Annotated in this window: 20 protein-coding genes and 1 pseudogene; 8 read left to right on the forward strand and 13 right to left on the reverse strand. The window is 37.6% G+C overall.

Annotated elements, in window-relative coordinates; genetic code table 11:
• Positions 1–186 precede the first annotated feature (186 nt).
• Entirely contained in the window at positions 187–1215 is a 1029-nt protein-coding gene (locus tag SAGCYANO_RS15690; RefSeq protein WP_202220940.1) for a glycoside hydrolase family 10 protein, read from the reverse strand.
• A gap of 216 nt (positions 1216–1431) precedes the next feature.
• Positions 1432–2736, reverse strand: coding sequence for a homoserine dehydrogenase (locus SAGCYANO_RS15695; RefSeq protein ID WP_202220941.1), 1305 nt, complete (start codon positions 2734–2736; stop codon positions 1432–1434).
• A 377-nt stretch (positions 2737–3113) separates the two neighbouring features.
• Here SAGCYANO_RS15695 and SAGCYANO_RS15700 point away from each other — a divergent pair, with 377 nt between their 5' ends.
• The 3 genes from SAGCYANO_RS15700 to guaD all read left to right on the forward strand — a co-directional run bounded on the left by SAGCYANO_RS15700 (position 3114) and on the right by guaD (position 6097).
• Entirely contained in the window at positions 3114–3638 is a 525-nt protein-coding gene (locus SAGCYANO_RS15700) for a class I SAM-dependent methyltransferase (RefSeq protein ID WP_202220942.1), read from the forward strand.
• On the forward strand, positions 3638–3946 hold the full coding sequence (locus SAGCYANO_RS15705; RefSeq protein WP_202220943.1) for a hypothetical protein: 309 nt from the start codon (positions 3638–3640) through the stop codon (positions 3944–3946). The genes SAGCYANO_RS15700 and SAGCYANO_RS15705 overlap by 1 nt, the downstream gene beginning before the upstream one ends.
• Before the next feature lie 816 nt (positions 3947–4762).
• Entirely contained in the window at positions 4763–6097 is a 1335-nt protein-coding gene (guaD, locus tag SAGCYANO_RS15710) for a guanine deaminase (protein WP_237396206.1), read from the forward strand.
• A 44-nt stretch (positions 6098–6141) separates the two neighbouring features.
• Here guaD and SAGCYANO_RS15715 read toward each other — a convergent pair whose 3' ends face one another.
• From SAGCYANO_RS15715 to SAGCYANO_RS15725, 3 genes are all read right to left on the reverse strand, one after another.
• Entirely contained in the window at positions 6142–7122 is a 981-nt protein-coding gene (locus SAGCYANO_RS15715) for an endonuclease/exonuclease/phosphatase family protein (protein WP_375339940.1), read from the reverse strand.
• 105 nt (positions 7123–7227) lie between these two features.
• Complete coding sequence (locus SAGCYANO_RS15720) at positions 7228–9474, reverse strand: CHASE2 domain-containing protein (protein ID WP_202220944.1); 2247 nt, start codon at positions 9472–9474, stop codon at positions 7228–7230.
• A gap of 284 nt (positions 9475–9758) precedes the next feature.
• On the reverse strand, positions 9759–10502 hold the full coding sequence (locus SAGCYANO_RS15725) for a DUF928 domain-containing protein (RefSeq protein WP_202220945.1): 744 nt from the start codon (positions 10500–10502) through the stop codon (positions 9759–9761).
• 650 nt (positions 10503–11152) lie between these two features.
• Between SAGCYANO_RS15725 and SAGCYANO_RS47600 the strand changes: the two genes are divergently transcribed.
• Both SAGCYANO_RS47600 and SAGCYANO_RS15730 read left to right on the forward strand, forming a co-directional pair.
• Positions 11153–11287 carry a hypothetical protein gene (locus tag SAGCYANO_RS47600; RefSeq protein WP_255502568.1) on the forward strand — a complete coding sequence of 45 codons (135 nt, stop codon included), beginning with the start codon at positions 11153–11155 and terminating at the stop codon, positions 11285–11287.
• A gap of 2068 nt (positions 11288–13355) precedes the next feature.
• Complete coding sequence (locus SAGCYANO_RS15730) at positions 13356–14651, forward strand: type IV pilus twitching motility protein PilT (protein WP_202220946.1); 1296 nt, start codon at positions 13356–13358, stop codon at positions 14649–14651.
• On the opposite strand, the pseudogene SAGCYANO_RS50370 reads toward SAGCYANO_RS15730, so the two are convergent.
• The 5 genes and pseudogenes from SAGCYANO_RS50370 to SAGCYANO_RS15755 all read right to left on the reverse strand — a co-directional run.
• Positions 14533–14889 (reverse strand): annotated as a pseudogene (locus tag SAGCYANO_RS50370) (hypothetical protein); the annotation flags it as partial. The gene SAGCYANO_RS15730 and the pseudogene SAGCYANO_RS50370 sit on opposite strands and share 119 nt — an antisense overlap.
• A 372-nt stretch (positions 14890–15261) precedes the next feature.
• Positions 15262–15531 (reverse strand): transposase, encoded by a 270-nt coding sequence (locus tag SAGCYANO_RS50375; RefSeq protein ID WP_375339941.1) that lies wholly within the window; start codon positions 15529–15531, stop codon positions 15262–15264.
• Positions 15488–15835: a hypothetical protein gene (locus tag SAGCYANO_RS15745; RefSeq protein WP_202220948.1), complete on the reverse strand. Its 348-nt coding sequence runs from the start codon at positions 15833–15835 to the stop codon at positions 15488–15490. The genes SAGCYANO_RS50375 and SAGCYANO_RS15745 overlap by 44 nt, the downstream gene beginning before the upstream one ends.
• Entirely contained in the window at positions 15798–16049 is a 252-nt protein-coding gene (locus tag SAGCYANO_RS15750) for a hypothetical protein (protein WP_202220949.1), read from the reverse strand. The genes SAGCYANO_RS15745 and SAGCYANO_RS15750 overlap by 38 nt, the downstream gene beginning before the upstream one ends.
• Positions 16030–16242 (reverse strand): helix-turn-helix domain-containing protein, encoded by a 213-nt coding sequence (locus SAGCYANO_RS15755; RefSeq protein ID WP_202220950.1) that lies wholly within the window; start codon positions 16240–16242, stop codon positions 16030–16032. Before SAGCYANO_RS15755 ends, SAGCYANO_RS15750 begins: the two co-directional genes overlap by 20 nt.
• Positions 16243–16823: 581 nt before the next feature.
• Between SAGCYANO_RS15755 and SAGCYANO_RS15760 the strand changes: the two genes are divergently transcribed.
• Positions 16824–17555: a circadian clock KaiB family protein gene (locus tag SAGCYANO_RS15760; RefSeq protein WP_237396207.1), complete on the forward strand. Its 732-nt coding sequence runs from the start codon at positions 16824–16826 to the stop codon at positions 17553–17555.
• Between the two features lie 387 nt (positions 17556–17942).
• Here the strand turns inward: SAGCYANO_RS15760 and SAGCYANO_RS15765 are convergent, their stop codons facing one another.
• Positions 17943–19451 carry a thioredoxin-like domain-containing protein gene (locus SAGCYANO_RS15765; protein WP_202220952.1) on the reverse strand — a complete coding sequence of 503 codons (1509 nt, stop codon included), beginning with the start codon at positions 19449–19451 and terminating at the stop codon, positions 17943–17945.
• 411 nt (positions 19452–19862) lie between these two features.
• On the opposite strand from SAGCYANO_RS15765, the gene SAGCYANO_RS15770 reads away from it, so the two are divergent.
• Entirely contained in the window at positions 19863–20198 is a 336-nt protein-coding gene (locus SAGCYANO_RS15770; protein WP_202220953.1) for a hypothetical protein, read from the forward strand.
• The gene (locus SAGCYANO_RS15775) at positions 20161–20712 is read left to right on the forward strand and encodes a hypothetical protein (protein ID WP_202220954.1); all 552 of its coding nucleotides are present in this window, start codon (positions 20161–20163) and stop codon (positions 20710–20712) included. Before SAGCYANO_RS15770 ends, SAGCYANO_RS15775 begins: the two co-directional genes overlap by 38 nt.
• Positions 20713–21046: 334 nt before the next feature.
• Here the strand turns inward: SAGCYANO_RS15775 and SAGCYANO_RS15780 are convergent, their stop codons facing one another.
• Entirely contained in the window at positions 21047–21298 is a 252-nt protein-coding gene (locus tag SAGCYANO_RS15780; RefSeq protein WP_202220955.1) for a hypothetical protein, read from the reverse strand.
• 257 nt (positions 21299–21555) lie between these two features.
• Positions 21556–24606 (reverse strand): exonuclease subunit SbcC, encoded by a 3051-nt coding sequence (gene sbcC, locus SAGCYANO_RS15785; protein WP_202220956.1) that lies wholly within the window; start codon positions 24604–24606, stop codon positions 21556–21558.
• Positions 24607–24608: the final 2 nt, after the last annotated feature.

The following is a 24608-nucleotide window of genomic DNA, read 5'->3' on the forward strand; positions in this document are numbered from 1 at the left end:
TCAGCTTTATATCTAGATGGTGCGTTACATTTCATTAACGCACCCTACTGGACTACTGGACTGACACAGCTTAAATGGTGCATTAGATTATTGGGGCGGGGGCGGGTTTACTCAGTCGTGGGTGACACCATTAACTTAACGCGGAACCCGCCCCTACTATTGCACCATTTTAGGTTTGTCACGCTACTACTGGACTCCTACAGGACTACCAAAAAACGTTGCAAAACGGCGTAACACCAAATATTCCCAACTAAAAATCGAATACCCATAGCCTTGTTGCTTAACTGCTTCAACCTGTTTTTGTACTGTATTAATTGAGAAAGGAACAACATTCCAGACTGCTGAGAGACCAACTCCAACTGGCACATAATAAGAAGCAGTGTAAATACCAGAATTTGATAAACTTGCTATTACCGCTTCTGGTGTTGGACGATAAACCTGCAACACTATTTCATCTACTATTCCTTGTTCCACCCACCACAACCAATCTTGATTGTATTTCGAGACAGCAAAGTTGTAAGGATTAGGGGAAACGCTAACCACCATTTGAGGATTTTTCGCTTTAATATGACTATACACCTTTTGGGTGAAGCTGGTTAATGCCTGACGTCGATCGCTACTACCAAAAGCTGTAGGAACAGCCCAATGATCGTCTAATTGAATTCCCTCTAACTCTTTGACTTTGAGAATATCATCTATGTTACCTAAGATATATTCTTGAACTTCTGGATCAGCTGGATCTAGCCAGACATTTCCATCTTCTACAGTTTCCCCTGCTACTGTTTTGAGCAACCAATCTGGATGTTCCTGAACAATAGCATTTCCAGGATTAAGCATCAGACCGTATTCAAACCAGGCATAAGGTTTTAATCCTTGACGCCTAGATTCTTGGGCCGCCGCTTTGAGAGGATTAGTCAAAGGAGGACGTAATAGAAAGTGAGTAGAACTGTGAGAAGTCGGGTAGAGGGTTCCTTTTAAGCCATAAACACTGAAGTAAATACGATCGTATCCTGAGAGAGAAATATGATGTAGGATTTCATCTAAGAATGTGGTATGATGTAGAAATGCTGTTGCAACATTAGTCAGCCAAATTCCCTGCATCTTTTCTTTAACTACAGGAGAACGAGAAGGCGCATGATGAGTCGCTACCAACAATAAACAAACCCCTATGGCGATGGGTAACCATCTGAAGAACTTTTTGATGATTCTTTTCATTAGACATCTCCAGAAACTAAGTTTTACTCTTAATTACAAAGGTTTGAGACGAATTTTCGGAGAATTCTATTTTGAAGTTAAGTTTTTTGGTTTTCCTGCTCGCTAACGTGTGAAGATATATATATTTTTTCTTCCCACACCCCCCACACTCCCCACACTCCCCACACTCCCCACACTAATTCATCCTGCACATAAGCAACGCCATTTTTTTTATTTCTACAACACCCTCAATACACTGGGAATACTATCGATCGCATCTAATGATTGAATTTCCTCTAATGCTTGCCGGAAGTTGCCTTCTTTTACATCATGGGTGACAACCACTATTTCTGCTAGTTGATCGTGTATTCCTGTTTGCACTACAGATTCTAAACTTACATCATGACTGCCAAAACAAGTACCCAGTTCACCAATAACACCAGGGTTGTCTTTTGTCAGGAAACGAGCATAAAATCTGGTGACAAGTTCTGCCATTGATGCTGTTTCACAATAATGTTGATGGGTACAACTTAATAAAGGGTGGGGAATAGGTTCGGTTTCTGTTTGTAGAATAGCAGCAATACTCATAATATCCGAAACAACTGCACTCGCTGTGGGACCTGAACCTGCACCAGGCCCGAAAAACATTACTTGTCCGATGGGTTCTCCTTCTACTAGAATGGCGTTGTAAACATCATTTATGCTAGCGAGGGGGTGAGTTTTGGGCACGAGAGTAGGATGTACTCTTAGTTGGAGTTTGTCTGTGGTGGAGTTAATACTGTTGGGGTTGCATTTGGCGATCGCTAATAATTTGATGGCAAAATCTAGTCTGTCAGCGTAGGCAATATCCGCCGCCGTTACTTGACGAATACCTTCGCAATGAATATCTTCTAATTTAATTAAACCGCCAAAAGCGAGAGAAGCCAAAATTGCGATTTTATCTTTCGCATCTAACCCATCTACATCTGCAGTGGGGTCAGCTTCTGCATAACCTAAATTTTGAGCATCAGCAAGAACATCCGCAAAGTCTGCTCCCTCTTTTTGCATTCTGGTGAGGATGTAGTTGGTTGTCCCGTTAATGATGCCGATAACCGAATGAATACGATTTACTCCAAGAGATTCTTTGAGGGGTTGAATAACAGGTATACCGCCACCCACTGCTGCTTCTAACATGACGTAAACACCTTTTTCATTCGCTGCATCAAAAATTTCTGGACCGTAGCGAGAAATAACAGCTTTGTTAGCGGTGACGACGTGTTTGCCATGGGCAATAGCTTTGAGAATTAGGCTTCTTGCCGGTTCCAACCCACCGATAAGTTCTACTATAATATCTATATTTGAGTCAGTAGCGATCGCTTCTAAATCTGTTGTTAAAATATCTGAAGATAGATTAATATCTCTGGTTTTGGAGATATCGCGTACTCCCACTCGATGTATTTCCAATTCCTGAATTAAAGGATGACGACCTTTTGGAGATAGCAAAATTTTTGCTGTCCCTATACCTACTGTACCTAATCCCAACAAACCAATTTTGAATCCCACGATTGTTAACCCATAATGAATTAAATATTTTGAGCAAGGTTCAGCTATTATAGCTGAATACTATTCTAATATTATAGCAGAAGGAAGAAGAAAGAAGGAAAAATTTTGGCGTTGCTGATTCTGGGTATGATGCAGAGCTACCCTAACCCCCCAATTTTGGGGGGAATAAAACTCTAAAAGTCCCCCAATTTTGGGGATTTAGGGGCTTGAGCAGAACCAAACAATCGCGCACTCATACTTCAATTCAGCAACGCCAAAATTTTACGTTGTCTAAGTTTTAAGCTGTCGATCTGTCCGCGCCCTTTTCTTCGACTGCTATAATAAATCGAACAAAAAATAGTCTTTTTGGGAAAAATATTCCGTTGGAAAAATGTTTAATGAATCAACTTAACTTAAATAATTACAAACAAGAAATAGCAGACTTATATACTCGCAGAAGCGATAAATATGATAATAGTGATTGGCACTGGAGAATTGCTAATCGTTTAGTTGAATATGGGCAAGTAAATGCTGGTCAACAAATTTTAGATCTTGCTACAGGAACAGGTCATTGTGCAATTGCCACTGCTAAATTAGTGGGCAGTTCAGGTAAAGTAATTGGCATTGATATTGCACCTGGAATGATTGCTCAAGCCCAAAAAAAAGCGAATATTCTGGGTCTAAATAATCTAGAATTTTTACTAGCTGATGCTGAAAATATTGATTTTCCTGAAAATAATTTTGAGAGGATTTTTTGCGCATCTGCATTTATTTGGATGTCCGATCTAGTTAAGTCTCTGCTTCTTTGGCGTAAATTTCTCAAACCTGGAGGAATTATGGGAATTCAAGCTTTTGCTGAAACTGCTTTTGTTGGTGGAGTTATTACACAAAATATTCTGAAAAATATGGTATTTCATATTTAATGAGTCAGCCAACTGGAACAGTTGAAAAATGTCAAAAATTACTTGATAAAGCTAGTCTTGAGTTAATTGAAATTAAAGTTGAACAAGATGGTAATTATATTAGTTTAGAGTCAGCAAAAAAAATGTGGGCTGGAAAATATCATCCTGCACCCGGACAATACCCTCACCCTTTATCAAAGCTTTCAACAGAGCAATTGAATCAAGCTAAATTAGAGTTTGAAAATGAATTAAAATCCTTACAAACTGACCAAGGTATTTGGAATGACATTACGACTTTTTATATATATGGTCGGAAACCAAAGGTCTAGATTTTTCAACAATTAATAATTAATAATTAATAATTAATAATTACCTCTCCTTTAAAATAATAGGATTGGCTCAAAGGAAAATTTTTCTTTTTCTCCCCTTAAAAGAGGAGGCTTTAAACCACAATTTTTCGGCAAAATAAATTGGGAGTTTTCAATAAATTGAATACCTTTCAAAATACTGTAATTGAAGTGAGTAAAATTTGCAAGTTTTTTTTTATATGATTATAACTATTATGGAATAATTTTCATGAGGATTCAGGATATTTTTGCTCTCTATATTTCAATTTTTATTTTACTATAAGCAAGCAGTAGTGTTGACAAGCAAGGAGAAAGTGAAAAATTAATTTTTAGGTTACTAATTTACATACTAACTGGAGAGTACAAAGTTATGCAAAAAAACGATTTGTTTTGAAGACTGAAAGTATTACTGGAAAAGGCTTACAGTACTTACAGCTGTGAATAAAGAGTTTTTAACCTTTAGATCGCTGAAAGCCTTAGCTACCAATAGTTATTCCAAGAACTTTGCACTGTCTAGATACTAATATGAAATGGGAAAAATAATGCTACGGAAGCTCCCCCTTTAACCTTCCTTCAAAAGCGGGAGACTGCTTAAAAAAAGGGTAAATATGTATAGCAGTCACCATTACTGTATTTGATATATCAAAAACTTAAACTTAGACAATGCAATATTTTTTCTTTTTCTCCTAGATAACTAAATCCTTCTTCCCTCTTGCTTCTTCCTTCTTCCTTGCAAACTTAACTCAAGTTTATTAACCCATTTTTTTATCAAAAGTCTTACAAAAATATCGGATAAAAATGAATCAAAATATTAACATCTCAGGAATCAGAGGCTCATTTATAGATTTTGTTGCAGACCCATTTTACTATCCAGAATTAGAAACCGTTCGTTATATCCATGATGGTTTAATGATTATCTCCGGAGGCATAATTCAAGAACTAGGAAACTACGACAAATTAAAACCTAAATATCCTGACATTCCTATTACTTCTTATCCAGGAATGATAATTTTACCAGGATTTATCGATATTCATATCCATTATCCCCAAACAGAAATAATTGCCTCCTCTAGCAAACAACTTTTGGAATGGTTAGATAAATATACTTTCCCTGTAGAAGGAAAATTTCAAGATAAAACCTATGCTCAAAAAATAGCATCCTTTTTTCTCGACCAATTACTAAAAAATGGTACGACAAGTGCCTTAGTTTTAACCACAGTTTATCCTCAGTCAGTTGATGCCTTATTTGAAGCAGCGGAACTACGAAATATGCGGATAATTGCTGGTAAAATGCTCATGGACCGGAATGCTCCAGATTATTTATTGGATACTCCAGAAACTAGCTACGAAGATAGCAAAAACTTGATTAAAAAATGGCATGGAAAAGGCAGACTTCTATACGCTATTACTCCCAGATTTGCCATTACTTCTACCCCCGAACAACTACATCTAGCTGGTGTTCTCAAACAAGAATTTCCAGATGTTTATATACATACACATTTATCTGAACAAAAATCTGAAATTGAGAAAGTTGCCCAACTTTTTCCTAATAATAAAGACTATTTAGATGTTTATGAAAAGTTTAGTTTAGTTAGTAATAAATCAATTTTCGCCCACGGTATTTATCTCAGTGATTCTGAATTTAATCGACTCTCACAAGCAGATTCAACTATTGCATTTTGTCCGACTTCAAATCTATTTTTAGGCAGCGGTTTATTTCAACTACACACAGCAAAATCTCAACAAACTCCAGTGAAAGTTGGTTTAGGTACAGATGTGGGAGGTGGAACTAGCTTTTCAATATTTCAAACTATGAACGATGCTTATAAAATTTCTCAATTACAAGAGCAAAATTTATCTTCTTTAAAAGCTTTTTATCTGGCTACTTTAGGAGGAGCAAAATCTCTATCTCTGGAACATAAAATTGGCAATTTTGATGTAGGAAAAGAAGTAGATTTAGTTGTGCTAGATACCAGAGTAACTCCGTTGTTAAAGCTGCGTAATTCTCGAAATAATTCCGATTTATTAACTGACATTATTGATGAATTATTTACCCTGATTATTTTGGGAGATGAACGAGTAGTTCAAGCTACTTATGTAGCAGGAAATTTAGTTTATGAACATAAAATATAGCAATTCTCATATTTATACTTGAACAAAATGCAGGACTACCAAATTTATATTCTGTTATCAGTAATCATTAAATCTGTGATTAAAGGTAAATGATCTGAACCTATATTTTTACCACTTTTTATTTTGACAACCCTAATATTTTGACTTACCAAACAATGGTCTATTGGAATAGATAATAACGGGATGAAGCTTGGCCAAGTGGGAATCATACCAAAGCCTGTTCGTGCATTATACAGTCCAGAATTACGAATCAACTCTTTGTAATATGGAGACCACATCGTTATATTCAAATCCCCAATGACTACAATTGAGCTTTTCTGACTTGCTACATAACTGGCAATTTCTGATAGTTGTTTATTCCTCAAATTAAACTTATATTTTCCAATACTCCAAGTAGGATGGGTTGCTAATATTGAGAGAGTTTGTCCCTGAATCTCAACTTGGGTACTTACGGTTTTTCTTCCTCCTCCTAAATCTTGTATCGATGTATTTTTTAGAGGTATCTTGCTATAAACTGCTATTCCCAAATTTATATTTTTACCGAAAGCAATTTGTGGATCTTGATGAATCACCGAATAAGAATAATCTTGTTGTAAAAGTTCTAATTTTTCTGCCCAAGCATCAGTCACTTCTATAAATATGGCTACATCGGGATTTTCTTCTTTGACTTCAGAGATTAATCGCTTATACTGTTGGTTCATATAGAAGACATTCGCTTCCAAAAATCTGATTTTTTGAACGCTCCCATCTTTGATTATATTTCGGGAAATATAAAACGGCATTACTTCTAACAAATTAATCGTCAGGCAGAATAAACTAATCAGCAACCAGAGAGAATTGCCAACCCATAAAAAAAACGATATCCCCAACAAGCTAAGAAATGTATATTGGATTTTAAAATGGCAGGTTAGTTCGAGCAGAAAATGAAACTTCCCTAAATAACTTGCCAGAGAACATAGAGTCACTAAAACGATGGTAATGACAAAAATCAAGTATAGTAGTTTTTCTATCCCCAAAATATCCATAAGACTTTCCTGTTAATAAGTTAATTAAAGAGATCCAAGATTAAATTAGCAAGCAAGAGTAGTTCTATATAGAATCCGGTTATGAAGTTTTGAGATTCAAAATAATCATCTTTTGTGCAACAAAGCAAGGGATTCATACAAATATTCTAATTTAGCAGAAACATCTGGAGGTTTAGCCGTAAAATGAATATAAAAATTTCCATTTCCTGCTTTTTTCTCTAAAACCTTGCCATAAATATCCTCACTTTCTACCCCATCCCAGATCAAATTCAGCTTAATATTAATCAAAGCTGGTGGCAGATAATCTTTTGTTTGCATACCCTGAATTTCTGCTTCTTTTTCTGATAGTTTTACTAAACTTCCTTTTTGCAAACAATCACCGACATTTTTACCATCTAAAACTACATAATGTAAAGATATTGGTTCTTGAAGTGATAGATAATGTTCTTCTTCTTTTCTCAAAAATAAATTATATTTACCATCAATACCAGCAACATCATAAATAGTAATTGGTTTTTTAACTCCTTTCGGCATTACTTCTTTTTGATCGTTAATTTTAATTATCGGCCCCACTTCTTTCAAAGTTGTTTCAGAAATTAAAACTTGACCACCTGTAGTATAAGATTCAATCCGATAAGTTAAATTTACCTGACTGCCTACAACACCATATTTTGTCCGTTTATCAGAGCCAATATTACCAACAACAACCTCTCCTGTATTAATACCAATTCCCATTTCTAATGGTGGTAAACCCCATTCTTTCATCTGTTTATTGACAGGTTCCATTGCTAATTGCATATCAATAGCACAAGCAATAGCTCTTACCGGGTCGTCTTCTCTAGTTATAGGAGCACCGAATAAAACCAAAATTCCATCCCCCATAAACTCATCAATAGTTCCCTGATACTTAGTAATTACATCTGCCATATATCCCAGATAAAAGTTAAGAATTTTCACAACTTCTTCTGGTGTTACACGTTCTGATGTAGCAGTAAATCCTCTTAAATCGGAAGTTAAAATAGTGATTTTTCGGCGTTCGCCTCCTAATCTTAATCCTTCAGGACTTTCTAATAAAGTCGCCACTACTTCATCAGTTAAATAACGACCAAAAGTTTTGCGAATATCTTGTGCAGTACGAGCAATATAAGTTGTAATTGTAACTGCTGATGCACTCAGACCTAAAAACGCTGGAATTACTGGCAACCACAAATTCCAAACAAAAGCAGTATAGGTGCTAGCGAATAAAACTACACCTGCAGCGAACATTGTCAATACTTTCCAAATAGAAAAATAGCTAACACCACCAGCAGTACGCCATTTCCAGGTTGTCGCTGCTCCCACCAAAGACCAGAATAAAATCCACACCCACTCAAGAGGTTCTGCCCAAATCTTAATTAGAGGACGACCATCGGTAGCAGAACTAATTAGTTGACTGATGAGATTAGCATGAACTTCTACCCCACTCATGGGTTCTAGAGTTTTAATTAAGTTACTACTGTGGGGGGTAGAAAATAAATCATTAAAGCCTTCACTGACTGCTCCAATCAAGATGATGCGATCGCGGCCCCAATCAGGCGGCACTCTGTCTTTGAGAATATCCATCATGGAAACAATATCAAAGTAGCGACTCGGACCCCGGTAGTTTAGAAGCATGAGATAACCACCTGCATCTGCTCTGATATAACCACCATCATTAGCTTCAAATGGCTCTATTATTGTCTTCCCTAACTGAAATTTGTCACCATCAATTTTCTCAAGACTAATACTCAAATTGTGTAAGTAACGCAAAGCAACATGAGAAGCAAAACTCCAGACATTTTCTCCGTTTTGCAGCGTGACATATAAATAACCTCGTCGAATTTTTTTATCTGGGTCTACCTTTACATCATTAGCACCTGCTTGATTATTAGCTTCCAGAGCTGGTGGTGCTTCTATTACATCATTTTGCCTTTCCCCCACTACTTTTTTAATTCCTACCAAGTTGGAGGTAGACTCGAATATTTTCACTAAGTCCTGATGGCCAGGCTCTACAGGTAAGTCTCGATAAATGTCTAGACCAATAACTTTTGGCTCCATTGCTTTTAATTTATTCAGCAATTTAGCGTAAATAGCGTCAGGAAAAATTGGTTGCCCGACTGCTCTGACATCATCTTCATTTATACCTACAATGACGATACGATTGTCTGGACTCTCCAAAGGCCGCCATCGCATATATTGGTCATAAGTTGCCCATTCCCAAGCTTGTAGTAAGCCAAGAAAACGTAGTAGGATTACTAACCCTGTGATGCTGGGGGCGGTAATCCATACACCATACCACTGAGAAAAAAAATTCTGGCATTTATTCCATAACATTTGTGTTAGCTGCTTTGTAGAAATTAAAAGTTTTTGGGGGTAGTTCAACAATTAATAATTAATAATTAATAATTAATAATTAACAATTACCTCTCCTTGAAAACGGATAGGATTGACTAATCATGAAAGTTTTTTCTTGTTTCTCCTTTAAACGAGAGGCTTTAAACCTTAATTATGGGGTAAAAAAAACAGAGCGATTTGCTCGCCTTCACCATAAAATCAATGTGATAGTAGTGTACCAGACTCAACTTAGTTACTGACAGCTATTTCAATGCTAACTTAATTTATTCTTCTATTTGACAGCAGGGTGCAAAGGGTTCAGAAGCAATCTCTTGTAATCCGACTGATGTTAGTAATTCTTCCCACTCTGTCGGGTTAGAATCGCGTAACTCGGCCACAGTAGCGATCGTTTCATTCCAAATCCTTGCTTTTGCATATATTTCTGCTTGTTCCAGGGGACTAGCGTTTTTTAAGCTATTTTCTAAGTCTGAACTGATTTCTACTTTTTTGATAGTTCCTTCAACATATGGGTAACCACTGCGATCCCATTCATCTTCACCTTCATTACAAATCATTACAAATGCCCAAGTATATTCTTTATTGGTTGTCAGACTTATATTTTTTGGCAGGGTAAGTTTCACAATACCAGAAGTCTCGGAAATATCTAATTCAGTTAAATAGATGCTCTTACCTGATGATTTATCAGTTATTTCAAATTCTGCTGACTTTGCTTTGTGTTCGGGAACATACAGGAAAAATTTGGGGTTATTAGCAACTGTTGTTACGACATTATCTCCTGGCATTAAGGCTGTCAATTTGATTTCACCACGAGTACAGGGGTCTCCACGAGTACCTGCACCTCTTGTTTCTTCTGAACTTGGCCTTTGTGGCCCAGAAGGAAATTTTACACTAATCAGCAATTCTGCGGTTGACTGTGCTTGTACTAGATGCACCCCTGAAAAAGTTACAATTATTGGGGATGTCGCTAAAGCCAAAAGTCCCCAAAACTTTATATTTTGCCTCCCCATAATTTATTATATCTCCTTTTTTGATATTTTCACTATACCTGTAATCCTAACATACCTCTAAATCAGTTTTTATCGGTGTCTTAATTTACTTCAAACTTTCCCTTCTACGAGATAGTTTTTCTTGATTCTCGGGTAATTTTATATAGCGTTTATTCTTGGAATTAGGTAAAAATTTTGATTTTTAGGGAACAGAGAATCTAGAAATGTATCATACACATCGCGTATTTTTTGGAAAATTATTATATTTACCGAAATTCGATTTGATATATTTGATATATAAGTAAGGGTAAATAACAGCTTGACATAATCTATGATTATCTAGTATAAAGCGTTAAATTTAGCTATGGCGGTCAGTTTGCTCCGCAACGCTGGCGCGTTTCGCGCTAGCGTTGCGTTGCGCCAGCTTTGCGTTGCGCCAGCTTTGCGTTGCGCCAGCTTTGCGAAGCAAAAGCAAAAGCAAAAGCAAACGACCGTGACAGCCTGTGGACTGGACAGGCGCCGACGTTGCCAGATAGAAACAGGAATAGAACAGGCTATCTATAGATAATCATAGATTTATATAGATAATCGTAGGTTTCTAAGAACGGATAGGTAAACTGATGAAACATAATCATCAAGCAAAATAAGATAGAACAACATTTAGGAAAATCTTGATTTGTTGGTGTAGCTACCATTTGAATCAGTTAACTAGCTATCAGCATTTCAGCACCCTAAAAGCTTGGGTTGGACCTCCCGACTTCGAGCAAGTCGCTCCTGTTTTCAAAGCAGTCGATCGCCTCCTTTGAAAAAGCTGGCAAGGGTTGCATTCTGGAACGGAAACACTGATTGCTGACTACTTCTTTAACTGATGAGCGATCGATAACATCTTTAAATATTGAGTTAATTAACAATATCTCACAAAAATTTTCAACAATAGTCCGTTTTTTAGGGGATGCATGATCGAAGTTATTAGTGATTTATACACACAAAAATTGTCTACTTATCCGGCCTCTGTTTCTAAATAGTCCCAACTTGATGAAAAGATAGTTAAGGTACTCTATATGAATACAGTTTTTTATTTAGGCTAAGTATATACTCTAGCTTAAGGGTGGCAATGCTAAAGTTATTTTCCTTGAAGTGAAAAACGGTGGTGTTGATGATTCTGGGTATGATGCAAGCCCCCCTAGCCCCCCACCCATTGGGGGGAATAAAACTCTAAAAGTCCCCTTTTATTAATCCCCCTCCCGTCCGCCTTTTTGATCCCCCTCCCGTCCCCCGCAGGATCGGGGGAAGCCAGAGGATGTTTCGCTTTTTGTTGAATGGTGGACCAGAGGGGGCGAAGGCGAGAACCAAACAATCGCGCATTCATACTTCAATTCAGCAACGCCAAAATGGTAAATACTTTTCACATATTCTCTGAGCTTAGGCTAGTAATTATTACTCAAAGCCATTGAGATTTTGAGTCTGTAGATCGAGCAACCTGATATTTACCGAAAAATTGTGGTTTAAAGCCTCCTCTTTTAAGGGGATAAAAGCGGTCGTTTGCTTTTGCTTTTGTTTCGCAAAGCTGGCGCAACGCAAAGCTGGCGCAACGCAACGCTGACGCGTTTCGCGTCAGCGGAACGGAGTTCTATCTTTGGAGCTTACCGTAGGATGGGATGGCGAGGAAACCTGCACCATATCCAATCGAGCAACAGAAGAAAAATTTTCCTTTTAGTCAATCCTATCCGTTTTAAAGGAGAGGTAATTGTTAATTACTAATTATTAATTATTAATTGTTGAAAGTAGCAGATTTAAGAAAGAGGTAGTATGACTATTTCATTATTAAAACAACTCAATTTGATTTCTTTTATACCTATATTCTTAATAATATTTTTTGAGTATCCTTCTTTGTCAAAAATTACACTCAAAAATTATCAGATAATGAAGCCAACAATATATTAAAACTAAACAAGCCTCAATCTACTAAACCGCAAAATCAACCTCCTAATAAATATCTAAAAATAGAATAGAAGTATCTGAAGATGGATGTATAACTAAGAACTTGAGGTTGAGAAATGGTATGAAGATTAAAATCAGACAAAATTGTAATTAAGTGAAAGTTTAAAAAATAAGCTTTGAAAAAGGAGTCAGTTATCAGTTATCAGTACCTCCTACTGTTTGCGTAGCATGACCTAGGAAAGCAGGAGGCAAGAAAATACTGAAGTTTATCTTCTCAGAGAAAAAAAATTTTCCCTACTGCCTCAATTCTCTTCTTTTCAAGGAGAGGTAATAATTAATTAGGGTTTGCTGATTAAATCTAAAAACATTGATATCTAAAGCTAGAGCGTATTTTTTAGTTGAAAAAAGTCCAAGCTTAATGGTCGTAATGGTTCAAAAAATTAGCATTTTAGGCGGCTTTGTTGCACAGAATAATCCCTTGATTATTCTTCCTCCTACCTCCTAATTAATTCCCATTTATCCTGTCTCCCCCTCCCCTCCTGGGAGGGGTTAGGGTGGGTTGGGAGGGGAGGGGTTAGGGGTGGGTTGTCTACTGTCTTCCCCTCCTCCTGGGAGGGGCGAGGGTGGGTTGTCTCCTACCCTTACCCATAAGACTTTTTCAGCAAACCCTAATTATTAATTATTAATTGTTGAACGGTGATTATTAAAGTATGGAATTAAAGTATGGAAAATTAAAATAATCCTCTGGCAACAGCAATTTCAAAAAGCAAGACTTAACAGTAAATTCAAGTAGGCAATAAACCTTTTTAAGGCTAATGTTGTTGGTATCCAAAAAATAATTAAATATTTTAAATACTACCCATTTTGACTTGCCGTTAGAATTAGAATATATTTATTGACTGCAATATCCTAATTCAGCAAGGTAATGCAACTATGACACAAACACCACCACCTCGTCCCCCAGCACCTCGTCCTCCTGGAAGCCGTGGTTTACCGCGTCCCCCAGCTCCACCTAGTCCACCAGCAGCAAGAAGACCGCCAACATCTCCTCCACCTTCTTCCGCTCCACCAGCATCATCAACATCTGTTTCTCAACAAATAATTCCTCCAACGGAAACCGCACCAGTACCTCAAATACCAACTCCCGGTGGTCCACAACTGGGTTCTGGACAAATACCACTGACAGATATTGTCCGGCGAGCTAATGAAGAAGGTGTTTCAGATGTTCATCTAGGGGTGAAAGAAGTACCACGGTTCCGCAAACGTGGAGACCTTCTACCCCTTGAATATCCAGAAACTGATTTGAACACCTTTATGTTTTGGTTGCGAGAAATTCTTACAGATGAAGAAATTCGTGCATTCCAAGAAAATCTTGACTTTGATGGTGCTGCTGACTTGGGTTTTGTACGGATTAGGATTAGTTTGTTTGACTCTCTTGCAGGTCCAGCCATGGTTTTACGACTGATTGGGTCTAAAATCCTGACGATGGAGCAACTTAAATTGCCAGAAGTCTTTAAGAAAGTCTGTCATTACCATAAAGGGTTAATTTTGGTGACCGGACCTACAGGTTCTGGTAAGTCCACCACCATGGCAGCGATGATTGATTTTATGAACAGTACTTTTCCTTATCATGTCATCACTATCGAAGACCCTGTGGAATTTGTCCATGAAAGCCGAAAATGTTTGATCAAGCACCGGGAAGTAGGTAGACATACTCTAAAATTCTTCAATGCTCTTAAAGGTGCTCTCCGTCAAGACCCTGACTTAATGTTAGTAGGGGAAATTCGAGATAAGGAAACGGTGGGAATTGCTATTAAAGCTGCTTCTACAGGACACTTGGTAATGGGAACATTACACACCAACAGTGCCATCAAGACTCTGACTCGTATTTTGGATATGTTTTCTGCTGAGGAGCAACCAGCGATTAAATTAGCTCTTTCAGAAATTCTGGTAGCAATTATTGCTCAGTTGTTGTGCAAAACTACTGATGGTAAGCGAGCAGCTTTCCATGACATTTTGATTAATACTGATGTAGTTAAGGAATATATTGTTAAAGACCAGTATGAGGAAATTAACCAAATTATGCTCAAAGATACTTATGAAGGTATGACTACCATGAATAGGTCTTTGTTTGATCTTTATCAAGAAGGTCGAATAACAGAAGAAACAGCAATAGACCAGTCTCCCTTCCCAAATGAAATGGCTCAGATTTTACGAGGTAGAATTTGACATACTCCCAACATTGCGCATGGCGCGACAACGCGGGATTCTTCAGCCAGAGAAGCTCTGACCGCAGTTTTAACAGAGGTGATGTCTTCCCCCTGCGTTGATAACAATCCAACCCACCCCCATCCCCTCCCGGGAGGGGAGCTAGAGGGGTGGGTGAGTTATAGTCCCTATCTAGTTCTTGTCCGCATTTAGGACATGAATGCCTTTCATGTCGCGGAGCGAAACGCTCTGATAAGCTTTTAGGGACTTTACTTAAGCATTCCCAACAATGTTGAGATGTACCTTTTGGGTCTACGCGTGATAATTATCTTGCCAAGTTTCCAAGGGACATATTCTAAGACTTGAACAAACTTACCAAAAGCTGCATCCTGCAAGGACTTATTTAGTCCTGACTTCGCCGATTGACCGTTGGGTAAGAACTGGCCATTATGGCAGAAGAAAGAAGGAAGAAGGAAGAAGGAAGAAGGAAAAGTATTACATTGTCTGAGTTTTAAGTTTTTGATCTGTCCTAACCTTTGCTTCGACTGCTATATCGCTGATTTTTGCTTTGCAACGTCTAACTAAAGAAGCTATCTGTAGGTCTTCAAGGAATATTACCTGACAATCACGCTCACAAATGATAAGCAAGTTTGAATTGCCAGTCTAACCTTTGTCTAGCTATTAATTGATGCAGTTTAGCTATTTTGCACTTGAGAATCTTCCAAGATCGGGAATGTTTTCGTTTCTTAGCCAATCTAACCTGGAGTTTAGACAATCGATACTCAGATTTTCTAAAGAACTTGGGAACTTCTATAAACTCACCATCACTGGTAACAGCATAGTGCAACAATCCTAAATCAATACATCCATGAGTTTTCTTTAGTGGGTTGAATTTCTGCAACCTCTAATGCTACAGTCTTATCTTCTATTGTTAAGCTGATATACCAACCATCAGCTTCACGGATTACTGTTCCGGTTTTAACCTTGAATCCTCTTGGTATTGAGCGATTGTAGACAAAAGGAACTAAGCCTATTTTTGGTAAATTGATACAATAACGACCGTTAGCATTTTTAACAATATTGGTATTTGATAGCTGAGGATAACTGAACGAGTTATAGTAATGCTTCCCTTTGAATTTAGGTCTCCCACTGGTTTTACCGTTTTTGTCAGGTAAGGCACAACTTATCCATAGTAGTTTGTACACGCTGGATAACATCTTGTAGCACTTGAGAGTGCATAGACTTATACTCAGGAAATAGCTTTTTGGTTTGTACTAAATCTGCTAGTTGAACAGTTTCCCACACAACATAACCATTTATTATATTTGGATGCCTATCGCCTTTCTTTGTTACTGGATTACCATCGCCGTCTTTTTTTCTACCGTCCCTTGTTTGTATTCTAAACTCTGGGATATGCATGATAAATCTTTTCTACAGGAACTACTGAAACGTTAAGTGGGCAAGCGTTTACTGGTGTCCGTGTGGCTTCAAACCAATTCATCCTTTGAGCTAAACGGTAGTTATATTGCTTTCGGGCTAATTCCAACCAATTAGCTATAATTACCGTTTGGCTTTTCTGTGGTTTGAGCTTGTACTTATATTTCAGTAGCATGATGTAGTATCGACCTTTATATCTACGTTATCTATCATAACAACTGTTTTGATTTATAGCTGTGGTAGTGCCAGTGTTCCAGTGCTAAAGGAGTGCATAGAAAATCAGGCAAACCGCACACATAACACCCGACTTTCTCGTAGGGCGCTGAATTAAAAATTACAGCGCGGGACTTTTCCCCAGGAAAGTTAAAAAGATTGTGAAGTTTTAAATTTTAAGGTCTCTAGATGAACTAGAGTATAAGTGAAGGGTACAGTTTGAAGTTAAGCTAATGCCTTAATTAGCTATCAGCTTTTAGCATTCAGCTACCCTCCCAAGTCGGAACTGCGTTAACAGCTTTTTGCAGCTCTAGGTTAAAATCCCCTGCAACTATTGTATTGCGCAGGATTGTTGAGTAGGGTTTGAAATTCCCTTCTCGCACGTTCAAAAAAATAATCTTGCTGAGTGCTGAGTGCTGAGTGCTCAACGCTTCTTTAACCAGTCGAGTTTAATGAAAAAACTCTAAAGTCTGTAGTCGATCCTAATTGATTTTCTTGAAACCAGATCCAGTAAAATTCCCCCTGTTGTTCAAGGGTATTGCCTTGTTTACACCTGGGGGGGATTTAATTTATTGTATAGACCCAAGTAAACAAAATCGATGGCATCTACACCTCTGTGTAGAGCTACAAGAAATATTGGGGTTATCTGAACCACCTCATTTCTTGATACCAGGATACACTGCAACTATTGATAAATGGTTAGACCCTCGCACTCAAGAAGTCCAAATCTCTGCTGAAGCTTATGCTCCTGTTTTAAGATATCAAATATTACTTAATGCCATTTTTAAGACTGATAACTTGATTTGGCAACCTGCTCCTTGGTCAGAGGAATTTTGTAATCCAATGGTAATTTCTACTTATTATGACCAGTTTTCTCAACTCTGGGAAAATCATGACCTTGTTGTACATCTTGAGCAGCAAGAGTTTAATCTGGACTCAACTCCAGAGGAAGTTTTGACTTCCAGTCTCGATCTACAACTAGAAAAACCAGAAGTTCAAGGGTATGTTCTTCGGTTATTTGTATCGGGTAATAGTATTGGCACTGAGCGGGCTCTGAAGAGTCTCCACCAAATATTAGAACAGTCTCTTTCTCATCCTTATACTTTGAAGGTAATAGATGTGTTGCAACATCCCGAACAAGCTGAAGCAGATCAAATTACTGCTACTCCTACCTTGATTAGGGTTTGGCCTCTACCTGTGCGGAGAATTGTTGGGGAATTTAATGATGTGGAAAAAATTCTTACGTTGTTGGAAGCTAATAATTACAGATTTTAAATGTTAGATTTTTAGCATTTGGTAGTAATATCATGTCTGGTGGAAGGAAGGCAGAAGGCAGAAGGTTTTTTTCCCATTGCTACCTTATTTTATACAATAAAGATTTTACAGGACATTATATCAGAACTCAGAACTCAGGAGTGAAGAAGAGGGGGTTTTAAGGTATAAGGAAGAAAAAGTTTTTTTGTCATGCTTTTATCCAGACATGATATCTAATCCGGTTAAACATGGTTAAGTCTTTAGGAATCAGTTAGGGGAGCTGTCGGTAGGGCGACGTACGGGAGGAAAAAGAATCACAAAGATTTAAAAGCTTAAAACTCAGACAACGTAAGATTTTTCCTTCTTCCTTCTTCCTTCTTCCTTCTTCCTTCTTCCTTCTTCCTTCTGCTATAAACAGACATCAGGAGCGCACAAACCTGGAAAATTTACGGTTGTGACTTCCAAGGTATCTAGCTCAACTTTGCGGATAATACAATTATTTGTATCTGCAATAAATAAATGTTGCGCGATCGCACTTAATCCTGATGGCTCAAAAAATTGACAATTAATACCTTGTCCATCTTGATGACCAGTGGTGCCATTTCCTAACATGGTAAGGCATAAACCTGCGTGATATTCTACCCGCTTAATTTTGTGATTATAGGTATCAGCAACCCATACATAATTTTGGGTATATTCTATTCCCAAACAGTGTTGTAGCAAAACTTCTGAACCTTGGCCATCTTTGTCGCCAAAGCCAAATAGTCCTCCACTACCACAAATAGTCCGCACTTGCGGATGCTCATTAATACCTACTGCTCGAATAGAGCTAATTTCACTATCTGCCACAAATAATTCATTGCCATCCGTACTAATACCGCTAGGTTGAGCAAAAGCAGATTCTGTCAGAGAGCCATCTACACAAGCTTCTGCACCAGTCCCTGCATAAGTGCTAATCATCCCAGTATCCAGTTGCAACAGCCAAATTTGATGGGAACCTGCCATAGCAATAAAGATGCGATCGCCTATCTTGTCCACATCCCAAGGTGAATTAAGTTTAGTTTCTCTAGCAACTCCACTATGAGATGCAATTTGATAACTTTTTTCTCCAGTACCTGCAATAGTTTCCACCTGCTGAGTTCTAAAATCAATTTTGCGTAAAGCATGATTTTCTGTATCGGCAACATATAGAATTTGATTCTTGGCATCAAAAGTCATACCTTGGGGAGCAAAAAATTGAGCTTCAGAAAATGAACCATTAATTAATCCTGCTTTCCCAGTACCAATAATGTGCAAAACTTCTCCCTCAAGAGTACTAACAACAATACGATGATGTCCTGAGTCGGCGACAAATAATTGATTAGTATCACTATCAGCAAGAACTTTACCTGGAAAAGCTAAAGGTGTAGTCACAGGTTGCTTTTGCTTTTCTAGAATTGAGCTAACTTCACTAAAATTAATAGTACCTTTGTCTTGATGTTCTTCTATCAATTTACCAATAATTTCATCCAAGACATCACGTTTACCTTCACCAGAAACAGACCCCACTATATACCCTTCTGGATCGATAATTTTGAAAGTCGGCCATGCACGAACAGCATATTGTTGCCAAACTCTCGATCCACTGTCCACTAAAACAGGATGTCCAATATCGTAGCGGAGGATAGCTTGGCGGACATTTTCCAATTCTTTTTCATTCTCGAATTTTGCTGAGTGGACACCAATAATAGTCAGGCTATCTGGATATTTTTGTTCTAGGAATTCTAGGTCTGGTAGAACGTGGAGGCAATTAATGCAACAGTAAGTCCAGAAGTCGAGGATAACCACTCGTCCTTTTAGAGATTCGAGGGACAGTGGTTTGTCTGTATTTAGCCAGGGATAATTTTGGGGCAGTTTAGGCGCTCTGATACGGGACATATATATTGGCTCGGTAATAGTAAAAGTTGGTGCTTATCTAAATTTAACGAAGTCTGAGGGTCTTGTTTGATTAAGGTAATATTTTTACTCCTACATTTCTGCAGGGTCCAATCTTCAACTGATCAGAAAATACGCTCGCTGTTAAATCCAAAACGGCGGGCGCATTATTATCAGCTATATTAGATATTATTTTTTAATTTTTATTTATTTAACAGAAGTCAACCTTGTATTTGAGTTAATTTTGATGTCGCTCTATTTTCTAAACTGAACACTTTGAATAGAAAAATGAACAGAAAGTGAACAATTTAATAAAAAAGTGAACAGATAAGTGAGCAGAAAAATGAGCAACCACTGTGGAATTACTGTGAGATTATTAGTAAAGTAAAGTTATTCTGAATTAAAGTTTAAAATATGGAATTTCAAAATTCCTCAAATCATTGTAATCAGTTACTAAAAAAAGTTATTTTCTTCACTTTAAGCTTAAGTAGTTCGATCTGTATAGCTGGTGAGGCAAAGGCAGCAAGTTTCTTAGCAGAAATTAATAATTTTAATCTTACAATGCCTGACGCTATAACCAACAAATTTGGATTTACTTTAAGTACAGGAACAGAAAGAAATACTGCACCCAGAGGTGATAGAAATTTCTTTGGAGATGCTTTTGCTGACTATAATAAATTTACGGTTTCAGGTCCAGATCCTATCCCTCCAGTTGAAAGACAAATTACAGGGGGGAGCTGCCTTTGGTGATGCAGGACCTTCTTCAGGTTTCTCCGAAGCTTATTCACAAGCAATGCTTTTTGGTAGATTGGGTAATCCAACAGGCCGAGATGGATTCCCACCAGCTGAAGATATACCACTAACATTTGATTTGAGCTTTAGTTATAATTTAAGTGCTGTAGCAAATAATTTGGCATTTGAAGATGCTTCTGCTGGTTATGAAGTTAGTGTAGATGGATTCGGTACTCCCGATGCAGCTTGTGCGCCTTTAAGCCTTAATATTGACGCTAACGACGCTCAAAATGGTAATGTTACTTGTACTTTCTCCACAATTCTGGAAGCAGATGAATTTCGAGATTTTGATATTCAAGTCAAAGTATTTGGTAATGCCGTAGCAGTTGATATGCCTCCTGTTCCTATTTTTCCTATATTAGTTCCACCTGATATTGTAGCAACACCTGAACCAATATCAACCATAAGTCTCGTTTCCCTTGGAATTCTTGGAGCAGGTGCGACTTTAAAACGCAAATTCAAACGCCTATAATTTCTCTTTTTTTAAAACCGAGAAGAATGAAGAAGACCTCTTGGAAAGTGCAGTTCTCAATAGTGATTCTTAATGCTTATTGATGCCATTGTAGAACTCCCCACTTAAAATAGTGGCGCTAACGCGTCACCATTTTCTATAGCTATTAGACTTGTCACTAAATAGAGGAAAAAAATTCCTCCAACCTAGACAGAGCAATAATTCTAAGGCATTTTAGTTTCCAATGGCTACAATCCTTGTAGAACAAGGTTTTTGGGAATTTTTTAAGTTATAAAGTGACAAGTCTATTATTTTATTCAAATAATTTTCATTTTCCCTTTTAATCTATTATGTCTTAATAATCAAATCCCGTTCTCCACCATTCACGATTGGCAGGCTCGGTCGGGAACGGTGTCGCTATTTCTGCATCTCCTAGTTTTTTTGCCCAATAGGGAATTTGACCGTAGATGCTTTTTAAGAAAGCACCATCAAGGTATTTCACATAAGAATCAAGAGATTGTGCAACATCTCCTCCTTGTTCATAAATTTCCCATTCTTGTGTAAAGCGATCAAATAAATCAAAAGTCTCATTTCCTGAAGTTTCCATATATCTAGATGTCCTTGTACTTCTTTGAAATCAACTTCAGAATTTTAATATAAGTAGAAAGTTAAGTGTCTGATAAGGACGATCGCTTAATTAGGCTAAAACTAGAGAAGCTGTATTTTAGTGCCAACTCACTTGTAACGCAGTCTATGAGTAAACTTAAGCATAGCCAATTCCCTTCTGATCCTAAAAAAATGAGCGCATTATTGTCAGCTATAACACACTCAACCATTCGCCCACTCCCAACTCCCTAATAAATATCAAACAGATAACATAATTTGAGAACCTTGAGGGGTTTTACTAACTTCAATTCGTGCCTGAAAAGCTTCTTTAAAATGAGGAATATGAGTCACAGTCAAAATACAAGAAAAATCAGAAGAAATGGCATTAATAGCTGCAATTAATCTGTCGCATCCTTCAGCATCTTGAGTGCCAAATCCTTCATCAATAATTAGCAGTTGTAATGCAGTTCCAGAACGCTGTGCCAACAATTTTGACAATGCTAAACGGATAGCAAAGTTAACTCTAAAAGCTTCTCCACCGGAATAAGTTTCATAAGGTCTTGTTCCTTGAGTGTCTGCAATTAAAATATCCAAAGTATCTATCCATTTGCTATTTTTTTTACTCCCTTTTGTAGCTTTTTGAGTCACAAATTGAATGTGTAATTGATTACCACTTAATCTTGCTAAAATCTGATTTGTTTCAGCTTCTAATTGTGGCAAAATATTTTCAATCATTAGCGCTTGAATACCTTTTTTCCCAAAAGCTAAAGATAATTCTTGATAAACTCGATATTGCCTTTTAGCAGTTTTTAATTGCTCTAATTGTTCATGGGTTTGAACTTTCAATTTCTCTAAATGTTGTAATTGCTGTTGCACTTTTCCTAAACTTCCCAACTTTTCATCTAACTGCCGACGACGGTCTTGAATTTTTTTATCTAAAAATAGAATCTTTTCATCGGCATCAGGAGTTTGTTCTAACTGTTGATTTAAAGTTAAAATCTGGCTTTTAATTCCTGCTAAATCTTGTTGCTGATTTTCGATAACTTCCTTCAATTCATTAATTCGTTTTAATAGTTGGGGATATTGTTTTTGAGCCTGACATAATTTTTCCACACGAGTTAACCAAAATTGTGTTTTTCTCAATTCAGACCTCACACAATTATGTTCTTCTAAATCATATCCAATTTCAGCAATTTCTCTCTCAATCATAATAATTTGCTGTTGTACATGAGAAGTTTGTTTTTGTTGCTCCAACTCCTGCTTTAAACTAACTATTTGCTCTTCAATTTCTGGCAGATGAACCCTAATTTTCCCCAACTTTGTCTCTGCATCTTTAATCTGACCATACTTAATTTCTGCCCACCTTAATTTCTTCTCTTCTTGTCTAGCTAAACTATGACTCCGGTCATCATAATTAAGCTGTTTAATTTTTTCCTCTAAAATGCTAAGTTCAGCATATAAATTAGCTGCAAAATCTCCCGTCTGTAGCGATCGCTCTACCTGTGTCACTTCCTTTACTAACTCTTGCAACAAAGTTTCATCTTTACCAATATTATCTAACTGCGCTTGTAAACTACCTCGACATTCCCGCAACTCATCATATTTCTCTAACTCTCCCTCTATTTGCCGATATTCGGTTCTCAAAACCTGAATTTCCCGCTCAGAAATAGCTAGTTGTTCCCGTGCAACCCATAATAAGTCTCTAATTTCCTTTTGCTGACTCTGATGTTTGTCCACGACTAAATTCCAGTGATGTTCATCCAGGGGGCGATCGCATAATGGACAAGGTGGGTACTCTGTCACTCCTATTTCAATATTATCGGTACCTTTATTTAATAATTTCAACTTTTGGTCTAACTCAGTCAGTCTAGTTTCGTAGTCTTTTTTATTACGAACTAAACGTTCGAGAAAATGATGTCTTTCCTGTCCCTTCTCCTGTACCCGTCGCAGATAAACTCGCTTATTATCTAATTTAGAAATTTCTTCTACTACTTCCTGTAATGCTGCTTGTAGTTGAGGTTGCTTTTGCAGTTGAGTTTTTCTGAGTTGCTGCACTCTAGAATTGAGTTCTTCCAAACGAGCGCTCAAACGTGCTTGCTCCCGTTCCAGTTCAGTTTGTAATTTTTGGCGTTGTTGCTGTAGTGGGGTAACTTCCACCTGTAACTTATCTAGTTCATTTAATTTTGTTCTGGCAGTTTGCAGTTGTGTCAGAGCAGTTTCAATATCAGCACGCTTACTCAAAATATCCAAATTTTCTTGTTCCTGTTGTTTTAGAGAATTTAACTGTGCTTGATGTTGCTGAATTTTGTTTTGTACTTCTTGGAGTTGTTGACGTTGTTTTTCCTGGAGTTGTTGACGCTGGTTCAGAGCATTTTGATGGGTTCTAAATTTTGCAGATAAACTCTCTTCGGTAGTTTGCAAGTTTTGGAAATGAGCATATCCAGCTTTAATTTCATCTTCCTGTTCTAAAACTGCTAATAGTTCGTCTTGTTGTTGTTGGGTAGTTTTGAGTTCCTGTTGGAGGCGATAACATTCTTGCACCAGTTTGTCATATTGTTGTTGTTGTCCGTGCAGTAGTTTTTCCCAGGTTAGACGATGGTTTTGTTGAGTTTGCAGTTGTTTTAGTCGTTCTTTATCACATTCTTGTTGTTGCTGGAGTTGAGTAAGGGTAGTTTGGAGATGAGTCTGTTGTTTAGCGATCGCTTCTTTTTGTTCGAGTTGCTTTTGGTTTACTTCTAAGGTCTGTTCGAGTAATTCCACTTTAGCTTTAAATTGTCGAGCAGTATCTTTAGCTTTTTCTCCCAGGGTGTCATATTGGTCAAGTTTGAGGAGGTTGGCGAGAATTTCTTTCCGTTCATTAGGACGTTTGAGCATAAATTCATCTGCTCTACCTTGACGCAGATATGCTGAGTTCACGAATGTTTCATAGTCGAGTTTGAGATGTTGGATAATAGTTTGTTGGGTTGCACGGACGCCTTTTTGAGTAAGACTTTTAAACCGGGAACCAGTGCTAATTTGAAATTCTAGAGTAGCTGAACTACCCCGACGACGACCACGAATTACACGGTAGACGTTACCGTTGCTGCTAAAGGTGAAGTCTACTCGTACTTCCTTTTCTCCCAGACTGATAATATCATCTTCAGTAGCGGCACGACTATTTCCCCACACTGACCAGGCGATCGCTTCTAATAGAGAAGATTTTCCTGCACCATTTGGTCCGCAAATACAAGCAGTATGCAGACCCGTAAAATCTAGAGTTGCTTCCTGATAGCTGAGGAAATTTTTTAGTTTCAATTTTTGAGGAATCATTT

The sequence above is a fragment of the Okeania sp. KiyG1 genome (genome assembly GCF_014132355.1).
GTDB lineage: Bacteria > Cyanobacteriota > Cyanobacteriia > Cyanobacteriales > Microcoleaceae > Okeania.

What these genes read in the sequence shown, in the direction of transcription:
- SAGCYANO_RS15690 (WP_202220940.1), bottom strand. Translation starts at nt 1,215, where the DNA reads ATGAAAAGAATCATCAAAAAGTTCTTCAGATGGTTACCCATCGCCATA.
- SAGCYANO_RS15700 (WP_202220942.1), top strand. Translation starts at nt 3,114, where the DNA reads ATGAATCAACTTAACTTAAATAATTACAAACAAGAAATAGCAGACTTA.
- SAGCYANO_RS15705 (WP_202220943.1), top strand. Translation starts at nt 3,638, where the DNA reads ATGAGTCAGCCAACTGGAACAGTTGAAAAATGTCAAAAATTACTTGAT.
- guaD (WP_237396206.1), top strand. Translation starts at nt 4,763, where the DNA reads ATGAATCAAAATATTAACATCTCAGGAATCAGAGGCTCATTTATAGAT.
- SAGCYANO_RS15715 (WP_375339940.1), bottom strand. Translation starts at nt 7,122, where the DNA reads ATGGATATTTTGGGGATAGAAAAACTACTATACTTGATTTTTGTCATT.
- SAGCYANO_RS15720 (WP_202220944.1), bottom strand. Translation starts at nt 9,474, where the DNA reads ATGTTATGGAATAAATGCCAGAATTTTTTTTCTCAGTGGTATGGTGTA.
- SAGCYANO_RS15725 (WP_202220945.1), bottom strand. Translation starts at nt 10,502, where the DNA reads ATGGGGAGGCAAAATATAAAGTTTTGGGGACTTTTGGCTTTAGCGACA.
- SAGCYANO_RS15730 (WP_202220946.1), top strand. Translation starts at nt 13,356, where the DNA reads ATGACACAAACACCACCACCTCGTCCCCCAGCACCTCGTCCTCCTGGA.
- SAGCYANO_RS15750 (WP_202220949.1), bottom strand. Translation starts at nt 16,049, where the DNA reads ATGCATATCCCAGAGTTTAGAATACAAACAAGGGACGGTAGAAAAAAA.
- SAGCYANO_RS15755 (WP_202220950.1), bottom strand. Translation starts at nt 16,242, where the DNA reads ATGCTACTGAAATATAAGTACAAGCTCAAACCACAGAAAAGCCAAACG.
- SAGCYANO_RS15765 (WP_202220952.1), bottom strand. Translation starts at nt 19,451, where the DNA reads ATGTCCCGTATCAGAGCGCCTAAACTGCCCCAAAATTATCCCTGGCTA.
- SAGCYANO_RS15770 (WP_202220953.1), top strand. Translation starts at nt 19,863, where the DNA reads ATGGAATTTCAAAATTCCTCAAATCATTGTAATCAGTTACTAAAAAAA.
- SAGCYANO_RS15780 (WP_202220955.1), bottom strand. Translation starts at nt 21,298, where the DNA reads ATGGAAACTTCAGGAAATGAGACTTTTGATTTATTTGATCGCTTTACA.
- sbcC (WP_202220956.1), bottom strand. Translation starts at nt 24,606, where the DNA reads ATGATTCCTCAAAAATTGAAACTAAAAAATTTCCTCAGCTATCAGGAA.